We start from the raw sequence: 22,254 nt of genomic DNA, 5'->3' as shown, positions 1-22,254 counted from the left end.
GGTGTGTCAGGGGCGAACGGTCTAGGCGGAGCGCTCCAGCGCGCGCAGGCTCCGGTCGGTGATGGAGCGGGCGCCGCGCCCTATGGCGATGGTGCCGGACTGCACCAGTTCCTTGATGCCGTACGGCTCCAGCATCCTCAGCATCGCCTCCAGCTTGTCGGCGCTGCCGGTGGCCTCGATGGTGACGGCCTCCGGGGAGACGTCCACGGTCTTGGCGCGGAAGAGCTGAACGATCTCCACGATCTGCGAGCGGGTCTCGCCCTCGGCGCGGACCTTGACCAGGACGAGTTCGCGCTGGACCGCGGAGGACGGCTCCAGCTCGACGATCTTGAGGACGTTGACCAGCTTGTTGAGCTGCTTGGTGACCTGCTCCAGCGGCAGGTCCTCGACGTTCACCACGATGGTGATACGCGAGATGTCGGGGTGCTCGGTCACACCGACGGCGAGCGAGTCGATGTTGAAGCCGCGGCGGGAGAAGAGCGAGGCGATCCTGGCCAGGATGCCGGGGGTGTTCTCCACCAGCACGGAGAGCGTGTGCTTGGACATCGGGAAAAAGCCTTTCCTTTGCCGGTGGCCGTCAGTCGTCGCTGTCGCCGAAGTCGGGCCGGACGCCGCGCGCCGCCATGACCTCGTCGTTGGAGGTTCCTGCCGCCACCATCGGCCAGACCATGGCGTCCTCGTGGACGATGAAGTCGACCACGACGGGCCGGTCGTTGATGGAGTTGGCCTTCTCGATGACCGCGTCGAGCTGTGCGGGGTCCTCGCAGCGGATGCCGACGCAGCCCATGGCCTCGGCGAGCTTGACGAAGTCGGGGATACGGGTGCCCCGGCTCGGCTCGCCCTCCTCGCCGTTGTGCAGAACGGTGTTGGAGTAGCGCTGGTTGTAGAAGAGGGTCTGCCACTGGCGGACCATGCCCAGCGCGCCGTTGTTGATGATGGCCACCTTGATGGGCGCCCCGTTCAGCGCCGCGGTGACCAGCTCCTGGTTGGTCATCTGGAAGCAGCCGTCGCCGTCGATGGCCCACACCGCGCGGTCGGGCATCCCGACCTTGGCGCCCAGCGCCGCCGGGACGGCGTAGCCCATGGTGCCCAGGCCGCCGGAGTTGAGCCAGGTGGCCGGCTGGTCGTAGGTGACGAAGTGCGCCGCCCACATCTGGTGCTGGCCGACGCCCGCGGCGAAGATCGTGCCCTCGGGGGCCAGCTCGCCGATGCGCTGGATGACCTGCTGCGGGGCCAGCGAGCCGTCCTCGGGCAGGTCGTAGCCGAGCGGGTAGGTCTTGCGCCAGCGGTCCAGCAGCGCCCACCAGTCCGCGTAGCGGTCGCCCGGTTCGCCGGGGTGTTCGGCCGCCACGCTCTGCAGGGCGACGACCAGGTCGGCCAGCACCTCGCGGGCGTCGCCGACGATGGGCACGTCGGCGGCGCGGTTCTTGCCGATCTCGGCGGGGTCGATGTCGGCGTGGACGATCTTGGCGTGCGGTGCGAAGGAGTCCAGCTTGCCGGTGACGCGGTCGTCGAAGCGGGCGCCGAGGGCGACGATCAGGTCGGCCTTCTGCAGCGCGGTGACCGCGGCGACGGTGCCGTGCATACCGGGCATCCCCAGGTGCTGCGGGTGGCTGTCGGGGAAGGCGCCGATGCCCATCAGGGTGGTGGTCACCGGTGCTCCGGTCAGCTCGGCGAGCACCTTGAGCTCGGCCGTCGCGCCCGCCTTCAGGACGCCGCCGCCGACGTAGAGCACCGGGCGGCGGGACTCGGCCAGCAGCTTGGCGGCCTCCCGGATCTGCTTGCCGTGCGGCTTGGTCACCGGGCGGTAGCCGGGCAGCTCCGTGGTGGGCGGCCACTGGAAGGTGGTCTCGCCCTGGAGCGCGTCCTTGGCGATGTCGACCACGACGGGCCCCGGTCGCCCTGTGGAGGCGATGTGGAATGCCTCGGCGATGATCCTGGGGATCTCGTCGGGGTCCCTGACCAGGAAGTTGTGCTTGGTGACCGGCATCGAGATGCCGCAGATGTCGGCTTCCTGGAAGGCATCGGTACCGATCGCGCCGGAGGCCACCTGCCCGGTGATGGCGACCAGCGGCACGGAGTCCATGTGCGCGTCGGCGAGCGGGGTGACCAGGTTGGTCGCGCCAGGCCCCGAGGTGGCCATGCAGACGCCGACCTTGCCGGTGGCCTGCGCGTAGCCGGTGGCCGCGTGGCCCGCGCCCTGCTCGTGGCGGACCAGGACGTGCTTGACCCGGGAGGAGTCCATCATCGGGTCGTAGGCGGGCAGGATGGCGCCGCCGGGGATGCCGAATACGGTGTCGGCGCCGACTTCCTCGAGAGCACGGATGAGGGACTGGGCGCCCGTGATGCGGGGGGCGGCCTGGGCCGGAACGGAATTGGGCTGTCCGCTGTTACGGGCCCGCGGCTGCGGTTTCGGGGCCCCGGTGGCCTGATCGGTCATCGGATTGTCTCTTCTCGGAGAGTGAGGGTTGACGCTCGTGGTGGGGATGGACGCTCGTGCTGGGCGGGTTTTTCGGACTGCCGCTGCTGCGTAGCCGCAGGTGCCGGTGCAACAAAAAACCCCCCGTGCCGTGAGGCAAGCGAGGGGAGCGCGCCGCTGGTGGTCGCGGGAGGGATGGTCCCGCGGTCAGCTGACGCGCTGTCCAAGTACGAGAATTCGGGTGCGCATGGCACTGACCTTCTCCCCGTCAAGCCCCGGGTGTCAAGTGTGTGGGACGGCCGTCTCAGCATTTGGGCGACGCCGGTGAGTGCGTGAGCGAGTCCCCCGCACTCTCCTGGCGCACGGACAGGGTGCCCGCGCCCCGCGCCACGGGCAGCGCCCCCGCCACGGCGACGGCCGTGCCCCGGCCCTCCGGGTGCTCCTCGCCGTACCCGGAGGCGCCACCGCTGCGGGTGGACTCGGGCACCGCGTAGACCCCGCGGGCCAGCGCCGTACGCAGCCGGTGCTCGTCCAGCGGCCCCGAAAAGACCGCACCCTGACCGTGTGTGCACCCCATCTCACGCAGCAGCGTGGCCTGCTCCGGCAGATCGACGCCCTCGGCGACGGTGGTCAGTCCCAGGTCCCCCGCGATCCGCAGCAGCCCGGAGGTGATCTTGCGCTGCCGGGTGGACTCCAGAATGCCGTCCGTCAGGCCCCGGTCCAGCCGCAGGATGTCCACCGGCAGCCTGCGCAGCGCCGAGATCGCCGCGTAGCCGCTGCCGAAGCCGTCCAGCGAGATCAGCACCCCCAGCCGGCGCAGCGCCGTCAGCCTGCGCTCCAGCTCGTCCAGCGGGATACGCGGATCGCTGTCCGACAGCTCCAGGATCAGCGCACCCGGAGCCCCCGGCACCCCGGCATTCGCCGCGGGGGCGCCCAGCGCGGCGCCACCGGTGGGGCCCGGCGCGGCGGCCAGCCCGTGTCGGGCCAGCAGGGCACCGATGGAGCGCGGCTCCATCCCCGGTTCCGTCAGCCGCCGCGCCGGCAGCCGTACGGTCACCGGCGCCCCGTACCCGGCGCGCTGCCTCGCCGCCGCCTGCTGAACCGCCTCCTCCAGCAGCCAGCGGCTCACCTCGGCGGCCCGCTCGCCGCCGACACCGCGCGCCTCCCGCGCCGAGGCGCCCTCGGTGCGCAGGAACTCAGCGGGGGTGAACAGGATGCCCTGGGCCGAGCGCCAGCGTGCCTCGGCGGCGATGGCGGTGATCTTGCCGCTGGCCAGCTCCACGATCGGCTGGTGCAGCAGCGCGAACTCGCCGTCGTGCAGCGCGCTGCGCAGCCGGGCCGCCAGCTCGGCCCGCTTGACCACCTCGGCCTGCATCTGCGGCGCGTACAGCTCCACCCGGCCCTTGCCCGCCTGCTTGGCGCGGTACATCGCCAGGTCGGCGTTGCGCATCAGGGCGCTCGGCGTGATGCCGGGCTCGGCGAAGGCGATACCGATGGAGGCGGCGACCCGCACCTCCGTGCCCTCCACCCGGTACGGGTCGGAGAGGGTGATCCGCAGCCGGTCGGCGATGTCGTGGATGCGCAGCTCGCGCTCGGCGTCCGGCATCCGGCCCGGCTCGCCGTCGCCGCGGATGAGGACGGCGAACTCGTCGCCCCCCAGCCGCGCGGCGGTGTCGCCCGAGCGTACGGAGTCGTGCAGCCGCCGTGCCGCCTGCACCAGCAGTTCGTCGCCCGCCTGGTGGCCGACGGTGTCGTTGACCGCCTTGAAGCCGTCCAGGTCGATGAAGAGCACCGCGGTGCCGCAGTCGCCGCCACGCCGGCCGCCGATGGCCTGCCTGACCCGCTCGGTGAACAGGGCCCGGTTGGGCAGGTCGGTGAGCGCGTCGTGCGAGGCGTTGTGCTGCAACTGCGCCTGGAGTCTCACCCGTTCGGTGACATCCCGGCTGTTGAAGATCAGCCCGCCCTGGTAGCGGTTGACCGTGGACTCGACGTTGAGCCAGTGCCCTTCGCCGTGCCGGAAGCGGCACTCGATCCGGGTGCTGGACTCCTGGTCCGCCGAGGCCGCCAGGAACCGGCGCAGCTCGTGGTTGACCTGGCCCAGGTCCTCGGGGTGCACGAGGGAGGAGAGCTCACAGCCCACCATGTCCTCGGCGTCCCGCCCGTAGACCCCGGCCGCCGCCGGTGAGACATAGCGGAGCATGCCGGTGGCGGCGGTGATCATGATCACGTCGCTGGAGCCCTGGACCAGGGAGCGGAAGTGGTTCTCCTTCTGCGCCAGCTCCCGGGTCAGGGTGATGTTGTCCAGCAGCATGATGCCCTGGCGCAGCACCAGCGCGAGGACGACGGTGCAGCCCGTGTAGAGGACGACGCGGTCGATGTCGTGTCCGTCCACCGAGTTGTAGAGGATGCCCAGCGTGCACACGGCGGCCGCGAGGTAGGGCGTCAGCGCGCTCAGCGAGCCGGAGATGGGGCGGCTGGGGTGGGTGGCCCGTGCCTCGGCCTGCCGGTCCGTGGCAGCCAGCGGCTGCGCGGGTACGGGCTCCGCCTTCCCCTTCTTGTCCTTGCCGCCCCGCCTGCCGCCGGTGCCTCCCTCGCTGCCCTTACCGCCCCTGCCGGCCTTGCCGACCCAGGGCGCGTAGGCGAGCAGCAGCGAGCCCGCGAACCAGCCGGCGTCCAGCAGCTGTCCGGAGGTGTAGTTCTCGCGCAGCATCGGCGAGGTGAACAGCGCGTCGCACAGCACCGTGAGGGCGAGCGCCCCGATCGCGGTGTTGATCGCGCTGCGGTGTGCTGAGGAGCGCCGGAAGTGCAGCGCCAGCACCATGCTGACGAGCACGATGTCCAGCAGCGGGTAGGCCAGGTTGAGCGCCGCCCTGGCCACCGAGTCCCCTGCCCAGTAGGCCGTGTGAGCCAGGGCAAGCGACCAGGACAGGGTCAGCAGCGAGCCGCCGATGAGCCAGGCGTCGAGGCCGAGGCAGACCCAGCCGGCGCGGGTCACCGGGCGCTTGGCGAGCACCAGCAGTCCGACGATGGCCGGCGGCGCGAACAGCAGGAAGCAGAAGTCGGCCAGGGAGGGGCGCGGCACCTGCTGGCCGAGTACCAGTTCGTACCAGCCCCAGACCCCGTTGCCGAACCCCGCCATCAGCGAGGAGACCCCGAAGAGCACCCACGCCGGGCGGCTGGCCTCCAGCCTGGCGCGCGTCGCGGCCGGTTCGTGCGCGGCGGCCTGGGCTGCCTCCCGCCGCTGGGTTCGCGCGTACCACAGGCACGAGACGCCGGCCAGCAGCGCCGCGGCGCTGAGCCCGAAGTCGCCCATGAAGACGGCGACGGTCTCGGAACCCCAGCCGAAGGCGGCGCCCACGGCGTAGGCCGCGCAGACCACGATCAGCGCCAACTGCGGCAGCAGACTGGTACGCGAGCCGCCTCCGGAGCCTCCTCCGCAGGGCTCCGACTGCGTCGGTTGCTTCGGTCGGAGCGACCGCTTCGGCCAGGGTGACCGGGTCGGCCGGGTTGACGGCGTCGGCTGGGTGTGCCACTGGCGCGGCGCCTGCTGTGCGGCCTCGCTCCGGACCGCTTCGGTGGGGTGCACGCTCAGTGCCCCGCTCCGGTACGGGCTCCGCCTGGGAGCCGCTTCATGGGTAGTCATCGCGCCACCCGTGGAGACGGGGGCCATTTGACGGAGCAGGCCCGGTCGTTGCGGGACGCGTACGGCGAGACGCCGCAACACAGGGGTTGTTTCCGGCAGTTGGGATGTCCGCGGGCGCTGTCCATGCGCCCCGCGCGCCAGTTCGTCCGTTGATCGTGCATTCGCCCGTCGCCCCCCTCGTGTCCGGGTTTCGCCCCCCGCTCGGGACGATACACCAGGTTCGTCACTCAGGGACATAGTCCCAATACAGACCGTAACCATAAGAGGGAAGCTCGGTACAGGGTGCAGTCGTACGCATCCGTAGCGTGGCCTCTCGCGGCCTGAGGGCGTTTACCGGAACTACGCCACGGCCATCGTGTTCTCCAGCTCCTCACCGGCCGCCCAGCGCCTCAGCTGCGCGCTGAGAAGTCTTCTGGCACGGGGGTAGAAGGCGGAAGTGATCCCTCCGAGGTGCGGAGTGATCAGCACTCCGGGCGTCCGCCAGAGCGGATGATCCTTGGGCAGGGGTTCCGGATCGGTCACATCGAGCGCCGCCCTGAGCCGCCCCGGAACCCCGTCTTCCGCACCCGGGACCGAGGCGGGCGTCCCCGTCTCGGCCAACAGCGCCTCGGTGTCGACCACGGCGCCCCGCGCGACGTTGACCAGCAGCGCCCCGTCCTTCATCCGGGCGAGGAAGTCCGCGTCGACCATGCCGCGGGTCCGCTCGGTCAGCGGCGTCGCCAATATCACGACGTCCGCCTCCGGCAGTAGTTCGCCGATCTCGCTCAGCGGCCGCACCGGACCCAGCGGAGCGTTGCGCGCCGAGCGGGCGACGCGGTGCACCGCGGCCACCTCGAAGGGCAGCAGCCGCCGCTCTATCGCCTCACCCACGGCGCCGTAGCCGACGATCAGTACCGTGCGGTCCGCGAGCGCGGGACGGAAGCCGGGCAGCCACTCGCCGCGGTCCTGGGCTCGGACGGATCCAGGCAGGTCACGCAGGGAGCCGAGGGTGAGCGCCAGGGCCAGTTCGGCGGTGCTCGCGTCGTGCACACCGCGGGCGTTGCACACCCGCGTACCGGCGGGGAGGCGTGGGATGGCGGAGGCGATGTGGTCGATCCCCGCGGTGAGGGTCTGGACGACCCGCACACCCGTCATCCGCGCGAGCGGCCGTACGGCGACCTCGGCACCCGCGTAGTAGGGCACGACGTAGAAGGCGCAGTCGGCAGGGTCCGCGGGGAACTCCTCCTCTCCGGCCCAGTAGCGGTACGTCAGAGTGTCAGGCAGGCCCTCGACGCTCTCCGGCGGGAGCGAGAGCCAGATCTCCGTCGCGTCAGACATGGGGAGAGACTAGTCGGCGCACCGCGCCGACGGGCCGGGGCACCCTCCGGGCCGGGTCCGGGGGATGGTGTGGCAGGAGCGAACGTGTGTGACCCCGGGGGCAACCGTTACGTTGGGGGCCGTCCGGGAGGGAGCGGGAACCAGGTGGAGCGCAGGACAATTGGTGCGGCAGCTCTCGGCGTGGGTGCCGTGGGCCTCGGCTGTATGCCGATGAGCTGGGCCTACTCCACCTCCGAGCAACGCGGCGAGACCTCGCTGCGCGCGGTGCACACGGCGCTGGACGCGGGGATGTCCCTGCTGGACACCGCCGATATGTACGGCCCCTTCACCAACGAGCTGCTGATCGGGCGCGCGGTCAAGGAGCGGCGCTCCGACGCTTTCGTCTCCACCAAGTGCGGGCTGCTGGTGGGCGAGCAGCACATCGTCGCCAACGGCCGGCCCAGCTACGTCCGACGCGCCTGCGACGCCTCGCTGCGCAGGCTGCAGACCGAGGTGATCGACCTCTACCAGCTGCACCGCGCCGACCCCGAGGTACCGATCGAGGAGACCTGGGGTGCGATGGCCGAGCTCGTGACCGCGGGCAAAGTGCGCGCGCTGGGCTTCTGCGCCGTGGGCGCCCGCGCGGACCGGCGGGCGGGCGCCGGTATTCACGACGGGACCATACGGCAGCTCGAACGGGTCCAGCAGGTCTTCCCCGTCAGCGGAGTACAGGCGGAACTGTCGGTCTGGTCCCGCGAGGCGCTGGAGACCCTGCTGCCCTGGTGCGAGGCGCGCGGCATCGGCTTCCTGGCCGCGATGCCGCTGGGCAACGGCTATCTGACCGGAGCGCTCACCACCGGGGGCGGCTTCGAGCCGGACGACGTACGCGCCCGGCATCCGCGCTTCACCGCCGAGATGATGGCCGCCAACCAGCCCATCGTGGCCGGGCTGCGCCGGGTCGCCCGCCGCCACGGCAACGCCACTCCCGCGCAGATCGCCCTCGCCTGGGTGCTCGCCCAGGGCCGGCACGTGCTCCCGGTCCCCGGCACGAAGAAGGCCCACTGGGTCACCGAGAACGCCCGCGCGGCCGACCTGGTACTGACCGCCGACGACCTCGCGGAGATCGCGGCCCTCCCCCCGGCGCAGGGCTCCTGGGACTAGGAGGACCGCGCCCCGTCAGGGGTACGGGGAACTGCTCCCCTGGGGGCACCGCCCGGCCGGAGGCTGGGGGACTTCGGCCGGTGGGGGTGCCCCCGGCCGGAGGCTGGGGGAGTGCCCCCAGCCACCACGGGACACCGGCGGACCGCAACCGGCGAACAGCAGCAGCCGCTTCCCGGCATGGTGGACTCGCGTCCGATGGACCGGAACAGGGCACGCGTGTGGTCCCCTGTGAGGGAGCCACTACCTGGGGACGAGGGAGCCACGAGGTGCGACGTACGACACGGGTGAGCATCGGGATGGCCTGCGCGCTGGCACTGAGCGCGGGGTGCTCGAGCGGGGGCGGCGGCGCGGGAGACGAGCCCACGCCCGAAGGGAGCAACTCCAGCGCGGCCCCGAGCGGGAGCGCAGCGCCCGCCAAGGGCTCCGTGAAAGTCGTCAAGACCCTCACGACCGGCCTGAAGAGCCCCTGGGGGCTGGCCCCGCTGCCCGGCGGCGACCTGCTGGTCTCCTCGCGGGACACCGGGAAGATCCTGCGTATCGACGGCGACAGTGGCAAGAAGACCGAGGTCGGCACCGTGCCGGGGGTCGAACCCGGCGGCGAGGGCGGGCTGATGGGGCTGGCCGTCCCACCGGACGGGTCGCAGGCCGGGAAGATGGTGTACGCGTACTTCACCTCCGCGTCCGACAACCGCATCGTGCGGATGGTCTACGACGACAAGAAGGAGCCCGGCGACCAGCTCGGTGCGCCCGACACCATCCTCAAGGGCATCCCCAAGAGCCTGCTCCACAACGGCGGGCGGATCGCCTTCGGCCCGGACAAGATGCTCTACGCCGGAACCGGTGACGCCGGAAACGGCGAGAACGCCCAGGACAAGAAGTCGCTGGGCGGCAAGATCCTGCGGATGACGCCCGAGGGCGAACCGGCCGGGCACGGCAACCCCGAGCCGGACTCGGTCGTCTACAGCTGGGGGCACCGCAATGTGCAGGGCCTGGACTGGGACCGCGACAAGCGGCTGTGGGCCTCCGAGTTCGGCCAGGACACCTGGGACGAGCTCAACCTGATCGAACCGGGCAAGAACTACGGCTGGCCGGAAGCCGAGGGCAAGAGCGACGACAAGCGCTTCCGGGACCCCGTCGAGCAGTGGCGGCCCGCCGAGGCGTCCCCCAGCGGGCTGGCCGTCGCCAAGGGGTCGGTGTGGATGGCGGGGCTGCGCGGGGAGCGGCTGTGGCGCATTCCACTCAAGGGCGCGGAACCCGCGGCGCCCCCTCAGGCGTTCCTGAAGGGAAAGTACGGACGGCTCCGGACTGTTGTCGCCGACCACGGCACCGGTGGTGGCGAGGGGCTCTGGCTGGTCACGAGCGAGACGGACGGGCGTGGTTCAGCGGAGAACGGGGACGACCGCATCCTGCGACTCAAGGTGCGCTGAGGATGGTCGGATGTTCAATCTGATGGAGGAGCTGTTCTCGCCGGGCCGCAAACACACCGACGACGAGCAGCGGCGGCTGGAGCACACCCGGGTCGAGGAGGGCAGCACAGACCCCGGCAAGGGGCCGATCGACCTGGCCTCGGGCCAGGTGCTCATCCGTCCACCCGGGCAACGGACCGATCCGGAGCCGGAGCCTGCGCGGCATCCTGAGGCGGAGTGGACGCCGGAGGTGAGGCCGGAGCCGGGGTCGGCGCAGAGCCGCTGACCCCCCTCGGGCCGACCAGCCGGAGCCGGAAGGCCATCGCCGCCGCCTCGCCGCGGGTGGCGACGCCCAGCTTGGCCAGGATGTTGGAGACGTGCACGCTCGCCGTCTTCGGCGCGATGTGCAGCCGTTCGGCTATCTGACGGTTGCTACGGCCCTCGGCGACCAGCTCCAGCACCCCGCGCTCGCGCCGGGTGAGCCCGAACGACTCGGCCGGATCGGCGGGCTGCGCAGTCGTCTTGCCCGCCGGGGCGCGCTGCGCCGCTCCCCCGCCGTCCGCTCCGTCGAGCGCGATCCGCGCCCGTACCGCGAGCTGTTCCGCCTCGGCCCGCAGGGGTGCCGCGCCGAGCCGGGCGGCGACGGAGTGGGCCTGTCTCAGCAGATGGTCAGGGGTCCGCGAGCCGTCACGCCGGCTGCCCCCGCGCTCCAGCAGCGCCTCGGCCCAGCGCAGCCGGGCGCGGGCCAGCGGTACCGGTCGGCCGACCGGTTCCAGGGTCTGCGCGGCCGCTTCCCACAGCTGTGGCTCGTTCTCCCCCTCGGCGCGCTGCAGTTCGGCCTCGAGCAGCAGCGCACACCCCTCCCACACCGGCGCGGGGCGGGGCAGGCTGCGGGCCGCGCGGCGCACTCCGGCCAGCACAGCGCCCCGTCCCTGCTCGGCGTCGGGCAGGCCACGCAGCTCCGCCTCGAGGGACGCGGCCGCGTACAGCAGGGCCCAGGCGTAGGGGTGGGCGCCCGGTGGGAAGCCGGCCTCCAGGGCCGCGGCCAGCTCGGCGCGCGCCTTGACCAGCTCGCCCCGCTCGGCGGCCAGCACCATGGTGAAGTACCGCAGCGCCACCACCTTCTGGGGCTCGACGGCAGGCGAGGAGCCCATGGTGGCCACCGCCTCATCGACCGCGTCGGCCAGCCCGGGCAGATCACCACGGTCGCGGGCCAGCCGGGCGCGCAGCAGCGCGACCCAGGCGCGTACGTCGGCCACCCGTGCCGCCCCGCCGGCCAGGTCGAGGAGTTCGGCCGCACGTTCCCACTCCCCCGTCGACAGCAGCGCCTCGGCCTGCCCGGCGAGCGCTCCCGCGTAGGAGTTGGGGCGGCCGCGCTCGCGGGCGACGCGGGCCGCGCGGGCGGCCTCCTCGGCCGCCTGCGCGGAGCGGCCCACCGCCTCCAGCGTGCCGGCGATGTTGACGGCGGCGCAGGTCATCACCGAGGTGACGCCCGCCTCGTCCGCCTCCTCCCGCGCCCGGGCGAGCTCGGCCAGGCCCTCCTCCAGGTCCCCCGACTCGGCGAGCAGGGTGCCCAGAGTGACCCTCGCTCCCAGTTCGATGGCCGTGGCGCCCACCACCCGGGCCAGCTCCACCGCGCGTACGGCCGTGGCCAGCGCCTCCCGTCCGGGGCGGTGCACCATGCCCCAGCTCGCGGCGCTGGAGAGCACCTCGGCGTGCACGGCGGACGGCGGCAGCCCGCTGACCAGCTCCTGCGCCTTGGCGATCTGCGCCCAGCCGTCGCCCTTGCCGATGTCCTCCAGCAGCATGCCCAGCTTCAGCTGGAACCAGGCTGCGGTGAGCGGGTCCTTCGTCTCGTCCAGCCGGGCGAGCGCGCGGCGCGCCAGCACCTTGGCGCGGGCCACGTCCCCGCTGGTCCGGGCGGCGACGACGGCCTCGGCCAGCACCTCGATGAAGCGCGGCGGCTGGGAGAAGGGGTGCCTGTCCGCCCAGCCCGAGGTACCGGCCACGGGGAAGGTGCGCGGGACGCGCAGCCCGGGCAGCCCTGCCCTGGCCTCCTCGGGCACCTCGTCCCACAATTCGATCACCCGCTCGAGGAGTTGGTGCTCCTCCGCGTACGCGTGCCGGTGCCGGGCCTCGACGGAGGCGGAGAGCGCTGCGGGCAGCGCCCTGGCCGCGTCCCGGCTGCGGTGCCAGTAGTGCGCCAGCCGAGCCAGCCGCTCCTCGGACCGCACCAGCGAAGAATCCGCCTCCAGGGCCTCGGCGTAGCGGCGGCTGATCCGGGCCAGCTCGCCGGGGAGCAGATCCTCACGTACCGCCTCGCGCAGCAGGGCGTGCCGGAACAGATAGCCGGTGCCGTCCCCGGTGGGGCGCAGCACATTGGCGCCCACCGCCGAGCGCAGGGCCTCCAGCAGCGCGTCCTCCCCCAGCCCGGCGACGGCAGCGAGCAGGGCGTGCTCGACCGCGGAGCCGCCGCCAGCGGCGAGCCGCACCACCCGCTGCGCCGATTCGGGCAGCGCCTCGACGCGGACGAGCAGCAGATCGCGCAGCGAGTCGCTGATGGCGCAGGCCGCGTCGGTCGCCGTCAGCTCCTCGACGAAGAAGGGGATGCCCTCGGAGCGGCGGAAGACCTCCTCGGCGAGCCCGCTCGCGGGCTCGGTGCCGTTGATACCGGTGATCTGGTCGCGCACCTCGGCCCGGGTCAGCCGTGGCAGCTCCAGGTGCAGAACGGTGCGCAGCCGGTCCTGCTCGGCCAGGAAGGGGCGCAGCGGATGACGTCGGTGTATGTCGTCGGTGCGGTAGGTGGCCAGCAGCACCAGCCGACAGGCGCGTACGGAGCGGAAGAGGTAGCCGAGCAGTTCCCGGGTGGAGCGGTCGGCCCACTGGAGGTCTTCGAGCGCGACGACGAGAGTGCGGTCGGCGGCCAGCCGTTCCAACAGCTGGGCCGTCGCCTCGAAGAGCCGGGCGCGGCCGCCGTCGGCGCCGTCGTCGTGCTCCTCGCGCTGCGGTCCCGCCGGGCCCGGGCCCGGCACCGCGAGGTCCGGGACCAGCCGGGCCAGTTCGGCCTCCCGGCCCTCCGCGGCGGCGGCCAGCACGGTGGGCGGCACGGCGCTGCGCAGGCCACGCAGCGCCGTGGTGAAGGGCGCGAAGGGGAGGCCGTCGGCGCCCAGTTCGAGACAGCCGCCCAGGGTGGTGAAACCGCCGGCCGCGCGGGCCCGCTCCAGGAACTCCTCCAGGAGCCGGGTCTTGCCCACGCCCGCCTCGCCGCCGAGGAGCAGCGCCTGGGGCGCGCCCGAACCGGCGCGGGTGAGGGCCTCGGTGAGCGCCGCCAGTTCGGCGGCGCGGCCGACGAACACGGGGCTGACAGCGGTTTGCAGGGGCACGTCTCTCAGCATCGCATCCGGGACCGACACGGGGCATCTGCCTTATCGGCGGTCATCCGCCACCGGTGGCCCTCACGCGGCGCGGACCCATACCCGCTCGTTCCCGTCCTGGCTCGGCCGTCCGCGGCCGAAGAACCGGGAGCGCCTGGTGCCCCGCTCCTCCTCGCGGGCCCTGCGGGCGGCGCTGACCAGCCGCTCGTGCTCCGCCTCGCGGCGCAGCTCGTCCGCCCGGAACTGGTACTGGCTGGTGCTCGGGTCGTACAGCATCTCGGTGTCCCCCTCGTCGAGCAGTGCGGATCTTGTGCTCCAAGACTGCTCGCTGAGGGGGTACCGGCACATCGGGCAACTGACCGGTCCTGGTGGGCCCGAGCGCCTTAGGACGGCGGTGGAGGAGTCCTAGGCCACCGGACCGGGTGCCGAGGCGGCGGTCACCGGCCAGGGCACGTCCACGCCAGGGCATCCGCGCCAGGGCTCATCCGCCGGGCGAGGAGGGCACCTCGGGCTGCGCCGCGAGCAGGTCGAAGTACATACCGCCCGCGACGACCAGTCCGAGCAGACCGAGGACCACTCCGCCCAGCGCGACGGCCTTGACCCAGCCGCGGGCCCAGGGCCGGCCGCTGAGCGTCGCCAGCACGAGGCCGCCCACCACGAGGGCGAGTACGGCGAAGATCCCGTTGACCACGGCCGCCGTGTGCCAGGGAGCGCCGTAGACGGCGTTGACCTGGTCGGCCGCCGAGCCGCCGCCCTGGGCCCCGTTGATCTGCCCGATGAGGGCCTTGCGCTCGCGCAGCATGTCGCTGAAGGAGGTGCCGGTCAGCGAGGCGAGGCCGAGACCGGCGCTGACGACGGCGAACGCACCGCCCTTCCAGTCGCCGCGCCGGCCCGGCGCGGTGCCGGGAGCGTCGGGGTCACGCTCGTCGTACGCCGCGTCCTGTGGGTCGGCCGGCTCGGTGACCAGCTGGTCGGCGGGCTCGCTGACCGCCTCGTCGGCCGGGTCGTCGGCGAGGGACTTCTCAGCCCCGCTCTGCTTGGTCTTCGTGCTTTCGGTAGCCATTGGCGGCCACCGTAGGTGCGGTTTCTGAGAGACCGATGAGAGAGCCGGTGCGCTGTCCCACCACCGGGACGTCCGCGCTCGCCAGCGCGTCCTCCTCGGTGCTGTCGTCGACCGAATCCGGCTCGATGCTCAGCCGTGGCAGCCGGCGGTCCAGCCACTGCGGGAGCCACCAGTTGGCGCCACCCAGCATGTGCATCAGCGCCGGAACCAGCAGCGTACGCAGCACGAACGCGTCCAGTGCCACCGCGGCCGCCAGTGCGATGCCGAACATGGCGATCAGCCGGTCGCCGCTGAGCACGAAGCCACCGAAGACGGAGATCATGATCACGGCAGCCGAGTTGATCACCCGGCTGGTCTCCGAGAGCCCCACCCGGACCGCGCGTCTGTTGTCGCCGGTCAGCCGCCATTCCTCGTACATCCGGCTGACCAGGAAGACCTGGTAGTCCATGGACAGCCCGAAGAGCACCGAGATCATGATGACGGGCAGGAAGGGCTCGATGGGCCCCGCGCTGCCCAGACCCAGCAGCTCACTGCCCCAGCCCCACTGGAAGACGGCGACCACGATGCCGAAGGCCGCGGCGACGGCCGCTATGTTCATCACCGCCGCCTTGATGGGTATGCCGATGCTGCGGAAGGCCAGCAGGAGCAGCAGACAACCGAGCCCGATGACCACTCCGGCGAAGAGCGGCAGCTTGCCGACGATGATGTCGGCGAAGTCGTCGTGGCCCGCGGTCGTACCGCCGACCAGGACCTCCATGGTGGAGCCTTCCCCGGCCTGGGGCAGTACGTCCTCGCGCAGCCGGTCCACCAGCTCAGAGGTGTCCCGGGACTGCGGAGAGCTGTCCGGGACCACGGTGATCACGCCCGTGTCGCCGCTCCCGTTGAACTCGGGTCCGCTGACCTGTGCGACGCCCTCGGTGTCGCGGACGCTCTCGTGCAGGTGGTCGAAGGCCAGCTTGTCACCCGCCCCGTCCAGCTCGCCGACCAGCGTGAGCGGACCGTTGGTGCCCGGGCCGAAACCGTCCGCGAGCATGTCGTACGCCTTGCGGGTGGTGCTGGCGGCCGGGTCGTTGCCCTGGTCCGAGGTGCCCAGGTGCAGCCCGAGCGCCGGCAGCGCGAGCACGGCCATCAGCACGGCGGCGACCGCGCCCAGCAGCCTGGGATGCCGCTCCACGAAGGCCGACCAGCGCATGGCGAAGCCGGTGGGCCGGTCGGGGCGCGGCCCGTGCTCGGTCAGCTGCCGCCGCTCGCGGCGGCTGAGCGCCCGCATCCCGATGAAGCTCAGCAGCGCGGGCAGCAGCGTGACCGAGGCGGCCACACTGAGCAGAACGGTCAGGCAGGCGGCGATCGCGACGCCGTTGAGGAAGCTGAGCCGCAGGATGAACATGCCCAGCAGCGCGATACAGACCGTGGCGCCCGCGAAGACCACCGCGCGTCCCGACACCGTCACGGCGCGGCGCGCGGCCTCGACCACCGGCAGTCCGGAACGCAGCCCTCTTCGGTGCCTGGTGACGATGAACAGCGCGTAGTCGATGCCCACGCCCAGCCCGATCAGCATGCCCAGCATCGGCGCGAAGTCGGCGACGGTCATCACCTGGCTGAGCAGCCCGATAGAGGCCGCCGCCGTACCGACGGCCACCACAGCGGTGATCAGCGGCAGGGCGGTGGCGGCCAGCGAGCCGAACGCCAGGAAGAGCACGACGGCGGCCGCCGCCAGCCCGATGATCTCGGCCAGGTGCCCCTTGGGCGCCTCGGCCGACGCCGCCCCGGAGCCGCCGACCTCCACCTGGAGCCCCGGGCCCGAAGCGTCCCGGACGGTCTCCACGACGTGCCGCACCTTCTTCTCGCCCAGCTCGTCGGTGGGCCGGTCGAAGGTGAGGTCGGCGTAGGCGGTACGGCCGTCCTGGCTGATCCTGCCCTGCTCCTGGGGTCCGTAGGGGGACTCCACGGACGCGACACCCGGCAGGTGCTCGACCTTGTCCAGGGTCTCGGTCATCCGCTCCTGGACGGCGGTCGCGCGCACACTGCCCTTGTCGGTGTGCCAGACGATCGTGTCGCTGCCGCCCGCCCGGTCGGGGAAAGCGGTCTCCAGTCGCTGCGCCGCCTTCCCCGACTCGGTGCCCTGGGCACCGTAGTCGTCCGAGTAGGCGCTGCCGGCGAGTGACGAGGCCGTCACGGCCCCTGCGAGCGCGGCGAGCCAGAGCAGCAGGACAAGGAGGCGGCGCCTCAGGCACCAGCGGGCAAGTGCGGTCACGGGCGGTCGCCTGCTCCCGGGGGTCGTACGGGCACGGAGTGGGTGCGGCGCCCCTGTCCGCCGCATCTGGGGGTCTCCCGGTCGCAAGCCGGGAGGAGGGGTCCGAGGCAATCGATCACCTCGCCTCAAGGACCGCTTTCCAGCAGCGTGCCATCCCGAAAAGATCGATTGACCCCTTTGTGGCAATACCCACAGCACCCGCGAACCGGCGTCTCAGCCCGTAACCGCGCCCTCACGGCGAAACGGGTGCCCCGGACGCAATCGGGCGCGGCCGCGCTGTCCGGGAACGCACCCGGTACCCGGGTCGTCGTACCCATTAGCCTGTGTGAGCCGTTCGGCAACCGCACCGTGGGGTGGGAGAGCCGGACGAAGGCCGGATTGCTCGATACAGGCGCCACACGGGATGGGGGACGGTCGTTACGTATGCCCAGGGAATTGCAGCGCGGCCACAAGGCCAAGATCAGTGATCTCACGGCGGGCACGGATCTGTATGTGGGTGTGCAGATCGCCGGCGCCGGACTCTCCTTCGACATCAGCTGTTTCGGGCTGGACGGGGAGGAGCGGCTCTCCGACGACCGCTACTTCATCTTCTTCAACCAGCCCAAGTCGCCGGAGGAATCCCTGCAGCTCCTCGGCGCGCAGGCCGGGGACACCGAATCCTTCCGGGTGACCCTGGAGCGGATTCCCCCGCAGGTGCAGCGGCTCTCGTTCACGGCCACGCTCGACGGCGCCGGGCAGATGTCGCAGATCGGTCCCGGGTACATCCGGCTGGTGGCGGGCGGCGAGGAGGTCGCCCGCTATCCCTTCGACGGCTCGGAGTTCACCACCGAGCGTGCCGTGATGCTCGGTGACATCTACCGGAAGAACGACGTCTGGCGGTTCGCGGCGATCGGGCAGGGCTTCGACGGTGGCCTCGACGCGCTGCTGAAGCACTTCGGCGGCGAGGTGTTGGAGGAGGAGCAGGAGCCCGAGCCGCAGGCCCCTCCCGGCTTCGCGCCGCCGGGAGGGGGTGCGGCGCCGCAGCAGCCCGCGCCCGGTTTCGCCCCTCCGCCGGCTCCCGCGCCGGAGCCGCAGGCAGCCCAGCCACAGGCGCCTGCGCCCGCGCCGGCACCGCAGGCTCCGGCGCCGCAAGCTCCGCCGACCCCGCAGGCTCCGCAGCCCCAAGCGCCTCAGCAGGCTCAGGCGCCCCAGCAACCGCAAGCCGCTCAGCAGCCGTTCGCGCCGCAGGCTCCGCAGGCACCCCAGCCCACGGCGCCGGACGTCCATGGCGCACCCACCATGGCCGGCCCCATTCACCCGCCGCAGGCCCCACACGCCCCGCAGCCCCAGCAGCCGGGCCCGCCCGGCCCGCCGGGGCCTCCCGGCGCGCCGCCCGTCGGGCAGCAGCTCTCCAATCCGTTCGCCCAGCAGGCGCCGGGCGGCGGCTACGGCGCCCCGCAGATTCCGCAGGGGCCGGCCGCCGGCATGGGCGCGGTGCTGCAGAAGTTCCACGAAGTGCCGACCGGCCAGCGGTGGACGCTGCAGAACCCGTCGCTCGTCCGCGCGGACCTCGGTATCGACGGTCAGCCCGTACTCGCCAAGCAGGGCAGCATGGTGCTCTACCAGGGGAAGGTCGACTTCTCCTACAAGGGCGCCGGCTTCACCGGCCGTGTCGTCGGCAACGCGACCGGCCAGGAGATGCAGCTGATGCGCTGCAGCGGGCGCGGCCAGGTGTTCTTCGCCGAGAACGCGGCACACGTCCACCCGGTGGAGCTCCAGGGCGACGGGCTCTGCGTCTCGGCCGACAACGTCCTCGCCTTCGACGAGTCGCTGCAGCACGAGATCCGCCGGATCGAGGGCCACGGCATCCCCGGCGGCGCGCTGTTCACGATGCAGTTCTCCGGCACGGGCACGGTGGTCGTCAAGACGCAGGGCACCCCCGTCGTGCTTCCCGTCACCCCGACCACGTTCGCCGACGCGCAGGCGGTGGTGGCCTGGTCGGCGGCGGCGCAGGTGGTCGTCACCAGCCAGGTGCGGCTGCACCGCAACGCCTATCCGGGACACAGCGGGGAGACCGTGAACCTCCAGTTCCGCGGTGCGCCCGGCAACTTCATCGTCGTCCAGCCGTACGAGGTCTAGGGGGAGCCCGTCATGAACCAGCCAGCACCGCTCGCGGGCTATGCGCCCGCCCCCGTGGCAGCACGGATGCAGAACCACGGGTCCCACATGGTCAAGGTGGCCATGCAGTCGGGCCAGGACCTGTTCGCACGGCCCGGCTCGATGGTCGCTTACGAGGGCTTTGTGCAGTACGAGTCCAATCCTCCGGCCGTGCGGCAGATGGCCTCCCAGTGGCTGACCGGCGAGCAGAACCCGCTGATGCTGTGCCGCGGCGACGGCCTGCTCTACCTGGCCGACTACGGCGCCGACGTGGTGTGCGTCAACCTCAACGAGGAGTCGCTGTCGGTCAACGGCACCAATCTGCTCGCCTTCGACGCCCACTTGCGGTGGGGCGTCGAGCGGGTCAAGGGGCTCGCCAAGTTCGCGGGCCAGGGGCTGTTCAACGTCGGCATCCACGGCACCGGCTGGGTCGCGCTGACCTCGCGCGGCACCCCGGTGGTCGTCGACTGCGGCCGCGGCGAGGACGAGACGTATGTGGATCCGGACGCGCTGGTGGCCTGGTCCAGCGGCCTGAAGATGAAGGGCAAGCGCAGCATGAAGGCCGGAGCGCTCATCGGCCGGGGCAGCGGCGAGGCGTATCAGATCGCCTTCTCCGGACAGGGCTTCGTGGTCGTCCAGCCGAGCGAGGACAGCACGGACCGCATCCGGGTCCGGGGCTGACGGAAGCCGACGGGGAATAGGGAGAACAGCCGTGCAGAGTTCGCTCTTCGGATACGCCGAGGTCCAGACCCAGGACCGCTACGCGATGCAGAACCCGCAGCTGCTGCGGGTGCAGTTGACCGGCCACGACGACGTGCTCGCCCGCAAGGGCGCCATGGTCGCCTACCAGGGGCTGCTGGAGTTCGACGCCGAGTACCAGCCGCGTGGTGGGCGCCGCGGTCCCGCCCGCGAGCAGCTGCCCCTGATGCGCTGCTCCGGCCAGGGGACGGTCTTCCTCGCCAACCTGGCGCAGTACGTGCACGTGGTGGACGTCGACCGGGACGGTCTGACCGTGGACGCCTCCTACGTCCTGGCCCTGGACTCCACCCTCCACCACGAGGTCATCTCCGTGGACAGCCAGTTCGGCATCTCGGGTACCGGTGCGTACAACCTCAACATCACCGGCCAGGGCAAGGTCGCGCTGATGACCTCGGGCCAGCCGCTGCTGCTGAACGTCACCCCGGACACCTACGTCAACGCCGACTCCGACGCGGTGGTCGCCTGGTCCAGCGGTCTGCGCGTCCAGATGCAGGCCCAGACCTCCTCCCAGGGCGTCTGGCGCCGCCGCGGCAACACCGGCGAGGGCTGGGAGCTCTCCTTCATGGGCCAGGGTTACGCCCTCGTCCAGCCCAGCGAGCTGCTGCCCCCGCAGAACGCCCGGATCGGCGGCGGTCTGGCGGCCCAGTACGGCATGGGCGGGCAGGGCGCCCGCGGCCAGAACCAGGGCAACATCTTCAGCAACTGAGGCGCCGACCCGGACGGTTTCAGGTCACAGATACCGAGGCCTCAGCGCCTCTTCGGTGGCCTCCCGCCAGGCCCGGTAGGACGGCACCTTGTCCAGCACATTCAGGTCGGTGTGCTGGACAAGGATGTCCGCGTCGTCCTGCAGCACACTGTGTGCGTTCCGGCCCAGAAGCTGGTCCCACACCTGCTTGGGGCCCAGCTTCACTTTCCCTTTCCCCTTGCCCTTCTCCGGGGGCGTCACCCGCTTCTCCACATCGGCGGGTGAGCCGTAGGGGTAACGGCTGATGTCCAGTCCGGGGACGACGGCTGCGAGAGCGGCCTTGTCGGCAAGCATCCAGGACTCGGTCATCAGAACGGGTACGAGAGCGACAGGCTCCCCTGCGCGTTTCTCGCTCTCGGCCCATTGCCTCAGATGTGCGACGTAGTCGTGTGCCTTGTCGGCAGCGTCCCAGTCGCAGTGGACGAAGAGTAAGTCGCAGTCGCGGGCGAGTGATTTCGCTTCGGCGAGCACGTCGGCTGCTGACTTGTTGGTCCACACATCCGGAGAGGTGTCGCAGGAGTAGACCTCGACGTGCCGGTCGGAGTGCTCCACGAGCGCGGCCAACTGTTTCCGGATCAGCGCTTCCAGATACCGGCTGTCACTGTTGCCCTCGACCATCAGCCCAGGTCGCAGCGGAAGCTCCTTCACGCCGCCTCCTGTCCCAGCCGTCGCAGCATCCGCGCGACCTGGTCTGGCGAGATGGACTCTTCAGGCACATCGTCCCCGGCCCGCAGCGGCAGCGCTCGTGTCACACGGGAGACCGTACGGTCCTGCGGATTCGTCCGGTGGACCTGCTCCAGGAAGACGAGGCTGCCGCTGAAGTCCGTACGGAGTGCGGCCAGCAGAGCGGGCGAGTGCGTGGTGGCGATCAACTGCCGGTACGGCCCGTCGCGCCGGCCCGCTGGGACACCAGCTCTCCGCCGCAGCCGACGCACCAGGTCGGCCACATGCGCGGGATGCATCCCGTTCTCCAGCTCTTCGACACACAGCGTGCCGGGCCGCAACGGATCGGCACTGGCGGCAAGCAGCCCCAGCATCCGCAGTGTCCCGTCGGACAACAGCGAGGGGACCATCCACCCGGTGTGCTCGAACGCGACCTCGAAGTCGAACTCGCCCCTCCGTTCGATCAGATACGGCCGCACGTCGCTGAGCCCTTCGATCAACCCGGCGCAGTCGGCGACGAACCGCCGCCAGACGGCCGGATCACCGCGCTCCATCCGTGCGAGGGCCAGTGCGAGATGATCCCCGTGCGGCCCCAGCGGGGCCTCGGGTCCTGCGGGCGACAGTTGCCGCATGATCTCGGGGCGGAGCTGTAGCGGCTCCCAGCCACGGCATTCGTCGGCCAGGAGGTGGAGCAGCTCCGCCGATCCCCTGTTCTGCGGGAAGGGATCGAACAGCTCGTCCTGGCCGATGCCCTCACCCTCCGAGCGGGGAAAGTAGCTGTACCCCACGGGCGCGATCTCGGTTCCGGTCCGTGCCAGGAACCGCTCCCTTGCCTCACGCATCGCGGACAGCACGTCGGCGCCCAGTCCAACGTTCCGCGCCCAGTCGGTCGACTGAAGACTGCTGATCCAGACGGCGCTCTTGCCCTGGACGAGAACAGGCCTGCTGGGCAGGCCCCGCCCCTGCTCCTGGCTCGCCACCGTCACCCGGGCCCGCAGCGGCAAGGGCCCCTCCGAGCTGGGCACAACCATCCCCACCTCAACGGTGAAAGCGTCACTCTGCGCCCGGCCTTCGGCACCTCCCCGATGGAACAGCCCTTTCGGAGAGAGGCGCGGATCGTCCGAAATGGTCTCCTCGAATCCGTCCAGCACGGTTCCGGCAACCAGCCGCAGCGCGTCGAACAGGTTCGACTTTCCGGCGCCATTCGGTCCCAGCATGATCAGCGACGGCGGCACGTCGAGGTGAAAGTCGACGAACGACTTGAAGCCGTCCACCCGGATCTGCGTGATCATCTCTCTGCCTTCCGCCATACCACCTGCGACCGCGTCCCGCAGT

At 71.7% G+C, this 22,254-nt stretch carries 16 protein-coding genes; 6 read left to right on the top strand and 10 right to left on the bottom strand.

Annotated features, from left to right (window positions below; genetic code table 11):
- Nucleotides 1–21: 21 nt before the first annotated feature.
- The 4 genes from ilvN to JW592_RS10700 form a co-directional block, all read right to left on the bottom strand.
- Nucleotides 22–546: an acetolactate synthase small subunit gene (ilvN, locus tag JW592_RS10715; RefSeq protein ID WP_099884516.1), complete on the bottom strand. Its 525-nt coding sequence runs from the start codon at nucleotides 544–546 to the stop codon at nucleotides 22–24.
- Between the two features lie 31 nt (nucleotides 547–577).
- On the bottom strand, nucleotides 578–2,440 hold the full coding sequence (locus JW592_RS10710) for an acetolactate synthase large subunit (RefSeq protein ID WP_209264726.1): 1,863 nt from the start codon (nucleotides 2,438–2,440) through the stop codon (nucleotides 578–580).
- A 283-nt stretch (nucleotides 2,441–2,723) separates the two neighbouring features.
- On the bottom strand, nucleotides 2,724–6,005 hold the full coding sequence (locus JW592_RS10705) for a putative bifunctional diguanylate cyclase/phosphodiesterase (RefSeq protein WP_443742757.1): 3,282 nt from the start codon (nucleotides 6,003–6,005) through the stop codon (nucleotides 2,724–2,726).
- A 396-nt stretch (nucleotides 6,006–6,401) separates the two neighbouring features.
- Nucleotides 6,402–7,379, bottom strand: a complete 978-nt coding sequence (locus tag JW592_RS10700; RefSeq protein ID WP_209264724.1) for a 2-hydroxyacid dehydrogenase — start codon at nucleotides 7,377–7,379, stop codon at nucleotides 6,402–6,404.
- Nucleotides 7,380–7,523: 144 nt separating this feature from the next.
- On the opposite strand from JW592_RS10700, the gene JW592_RS10695 reads away from it, so the two are divergent.
- From JW592_RS10695 to JW592_RS32675, 3 genes are all read left to right on the top strand, one after another.
- The gene (locus tag JW592_RS10695) at nucleotides 7,524–8,519 is read left to right on the top strand and encodes an aldo/keto reductase (protein ID WP_209264723.1); all 996 of its coding nucleotides are present in this window, start codon (nucleotides 7,524–7,526) and stop codon (nucleotides 8,517–8,519) included.
- Nucleotides 8,520–8,815: 296 nt separating this feature from the next.
- Nucleotides 8,816–9,946: a PQQ-dependent sugar dehydrogenase gene (locus tag JW592_RS10690; protein ID WP_209264765.1), complete on the top strand. Its 1,131-nt coding sequence runs from the start codon at nucleotides 8,816–8,818 to the stop codon at nucleotides 9,944–9,946.
- A 10-nt stretch (nucleotides 9,947–9,956) separates the two neighbouring features.
- Nucleotides 9,957–10,211, top strand: a complete 255-nt coding sequence (locus JW592_RS32675; RefSeq protein ID WP_307805368.1) for a DUF6191 domain-containing protein — start codon at nucleotides 9,957–9,959, stop codon at nucleotides 10,209–10,211.
- On the opposite strand, the gene JW592_RS10685 is transcribed toward JW592_RS32675, so the two are convergent.
- The 4 genes from JW592_RS10685 to JW592_RS10670 form a co-directional block, all read right to left on the bottom strand.
- A complete protein-coding gene (locus JW592_RS10685) occupies nucleotides 10,099–13,320 on the bottom strand; it encodes a helix-turn-helix transcriptional regulator (RefSeq protein ID WP_209264764.1) in 3,222 nt (1,073 codons plus the stop codon). The two genes, JW592_RS32675 and JW592_RS10685, sit on opposite strands and share 113 nt — an antisense overlap.
- A 60-nt stretch (nucleotides 13,321–13,380) precedes the next feature.
- Entirely contained in the window at nucleotides 13,381–13,647 is a 267-nt protein-coding gene (locus tag JW592_RS10680; protein ID WP_209264722.1) for a hypothetical protein, read from the bottom strand.
- Nucleotides 13,648–13,780: 133 nt separating this feature from the next.
- A complete protein-coding gene (locus JW592_RS10675) occupies nucleotides 13,781–14,362 on the bottom strand; it encodes a hypothetical protein (protein ID WP_209264721.1) in 582 nt (193 codons plus the stop codon).
- On the bottom strand, nucleotides 14,322–16,616 hold the full coding sequence (locus JW592_RS10670) for an MMPL family transporter (protein WP_209264720.1): 2,295 nt from the start codon (nucleotides 16,614–16,616) through the stop codon (nucleotides 14,322–14,324). Before JW592_RS10670 ends, JW592_RS10675 begins: the two co-directional genes overlap by 41 nt.
- A 423-nt stretch (nucleotides 16,617–17,039) precedes the next feature.
- Here JW592_RS10670 and JW592_RS10665 point away from each other — a divergent pair, with 423 nt between their 5' ends.
- Genes JW592_RS10665 through JW592_RS10655 form a run of 3 tightly spaced genes read left to right on the top strand, consistent with a single transcriptional unit; the run spans nucleotide 17,040 to nucleotide 20,217 of the window.
- Nucleotides 17,040–18,734, top strand: coding sequence for a TerD family protein (locus JW592_RS10665; RefSeq protein WP_209264719.1), 1,695 nt, complete (start codon nucleotides 17,040–17,042; stop codon nucleotides 18,732–18,734).
- A 12-nt stretch (nucleotides 18,735–18,746) separates the two neighbouring features.
- Nucleotides 18,747–19,433 carry an AIM24 family protein gene (locus JW592_RS10660; RefSeq protein WP_209264718.1) on the top strand — a complete coding sequence of 229 codons (687 nt, stop codon included), beginning with the start codon at nucleotides 18,747–18,749 and terminating at the stop codon, nucleotides 19,431–19,433.
- Between the two features lie 31 nt (nucleotides 19,434–19,464).
- Nucleotides 19,465–20,217 carry an AIM24 family protein gene (locus JW592_RS10655; protein WP_209264717.1) on the top strand — a complete coding sequence of 251 codons (753 nt, stop codon included), beginning with the start codon at nucleotides 19,465–19,467 and terminating at the stop codon, nucleotides 20,215–20,217.
- A 24-nt stretch (nucleotides 20,218–20,241) separates the two neighbouring features.
- On the opposite strand, the gene JW592_RS10650 is transcribed toward JW592_RS10655, so the two are convergent.
- On the bottom strand, nucleotides 20,242–20,904 hold the full coding sequence (locus JW592_RS10650) for a DUF4276 family protein (protein WP_209264716.1): 663 nt from the start codon (nucleotides 20,902–20,904) through the stop codon (nucleotides 20,242–20,244).
- Complete coding sequence (locus tag JW592_RS10645) at nucleotides 20,901–22,229, bottom strand: AAA family ATPase (protein ID WP_209264715.1); 1,329 nt, start codon at nucleotides 22,227–22,229, stop codon at nucleotides 20,901–20,903. The genes JW592_RS10650 and JW592_RS10645 overlap by 4 nt, the downstream gene beginning before the upstream one ends.
- Nucleotides 22,230–22,254: the final 25 nt, after the last annotated feature.

The organism is Streptomyces spirodelae, from assembly GCF_017676385.1.
GTDB classification, from domain to species: Bacteria; Actinomycetota; Actinomycetes; order Streptomycetales; family Streptomycetaceae; genus Streptomyces; species Streptomyces spirodelae.
This window is presented reverse-complemented; position numbering and strand designations above follow the sequence as displayed.

What these genes read in the sequence shown, in the direction of transcription:
- JW592_RS10645 (WP_209264715.1), bottom strand. Translation starts at nt 22,229, where the DNA reads ATGGCGGAAGGCAGAGAGATGATCACGCAGATCCGGGTGGACGGCTTC.
- JW592_RS32675 (WP_307805368.1), top strand. Translation starts at nt 9,957, where the DNA reads ATGTTCAATCTGATGGAGGAGCTGTTCTCGCCGGGCCGCAAACACACC.
- JW592_RS10690 (WP_209264765.1), top strand. Translation starts at nt 8,816, where the DNA reads ATGGCCTGCGCGCTGGCACTGAGCGCGGGGTGCTCGAGCGGGGGCGGC.
- JW592_RS10680 (WP_209264722.1), bottom strand. Translation starts at nt 13,647, where the DNA reads ATGTGCCGGTACCCCCTCAGCGAGCAGTCTTGGAGCACAAGATCCGCA.
- JW592_RS10685 (WP_209264764.1), bottom strand. Translation starts at nt 13,320, where the DNA reads ATGCTGAGAGACGTGCCCCTGCAAACCGCTGTCAGCCCCGTGTTCGTC.
- ilvN (WP_099884516.1), bottom strand. Translation starts at nt 546, where the DNA reads ATGTCCAAGCACACGCTCTCCGTGCTGGTGGAGAACACCCCCGGCATC.
- JW592_RS10700 (WP_209264724.1), bottom strand. Translation starts at nt 7,379, where the DNA reads ATGTCTGACGCGACGGAGATCTGGCTCTCGCTCCCGCCGGAGAGCGTC.
- JW592_RS10675 (WP_209264721.1), bottom strand. Translation starts at nt 14,362, where the DNA reads ATGGCTACCGAAAGCACGAAGACCAAGCAGAGCGGGGCTGAGAAGTCC.
- JW592_RS10660 (WP_209264718.1), top strand. Translation starts at nt 18,747, where the DNA reads ATGAACCAGCCAGCACCGCTCGCGGGCTATGCGCCCGCCCCCGTGGCA.
- JW592_RS10710 (WP_209264726.1), bottom strand. Translation starts at nt 2,440, where the DNA reads ATGACCGATCAGGCCACCGGGGCCCCGAAACCGCAGCCGCGGGCCCGT.
- JW592_RS10665 (WP_209264719.1), top strand. Translation starts at nt 17,040, where the DNA reads ATGCCCAGGGAATTGCAGCGCGGCCACAAGGCCAAGATCAGTGATCTC.